Source organism: Bartonella sp. TT121SHDZB (assembly GCF_042193415.1).
GTDB lineage: Bacteria > Pseudomonadota > Alphaproteobacteria > Rhizobiales > Rhizobiaceae > Bartonella.
Genome location: NZ_JBHILR010000067.1, coordinates 337 through 611 on the forward strand (window position 1 = coordinate 337; position 275 = coordinate 611).

At 62.2% G+C, this 275-nt stretch carries 1 protein-coding gene; it reads right to left on the minus strand.

Annotation, left to right across the window (positions count from 1 at the left end):
- The coding region (locus ACFIKI_RS08525) for a hypothetical protein (RefSeq protein WP_375666784.1) at positions 1-145 on the minus strand (145 nt) is incomplete at its 3' end.
- Between the last annotated feature and the right edge of the window lie 130 nt (positions 146-275).

Genomic DNA, 275 nt, shown 5'->3' on the forward strand with positions numbered 1-275 from the left:
GCGCGACGTTGCAGGCGATGTCGCCGTGCGCGGCCTGCTTGGGGCGCTCCAGGACGATCTCCGGTCGGGCTTGGCCCTCGGGCAGCAGGGAGCCGACGGCGTCGGACAACAGTTGGGCGATCGTCTGTTTGTGGGAGGGCAGCATAAAGAAACCATGACGCCGGCAGTGCTGAAATGGATTGAAATCCAGTCCTGGCGCCGCCAGTTGCGTTGTTCGGGGAAAAGTACGAAATTTTATCAGGTGAGCCGCGGTCTCAGAGGTATCCGCCCCAGTC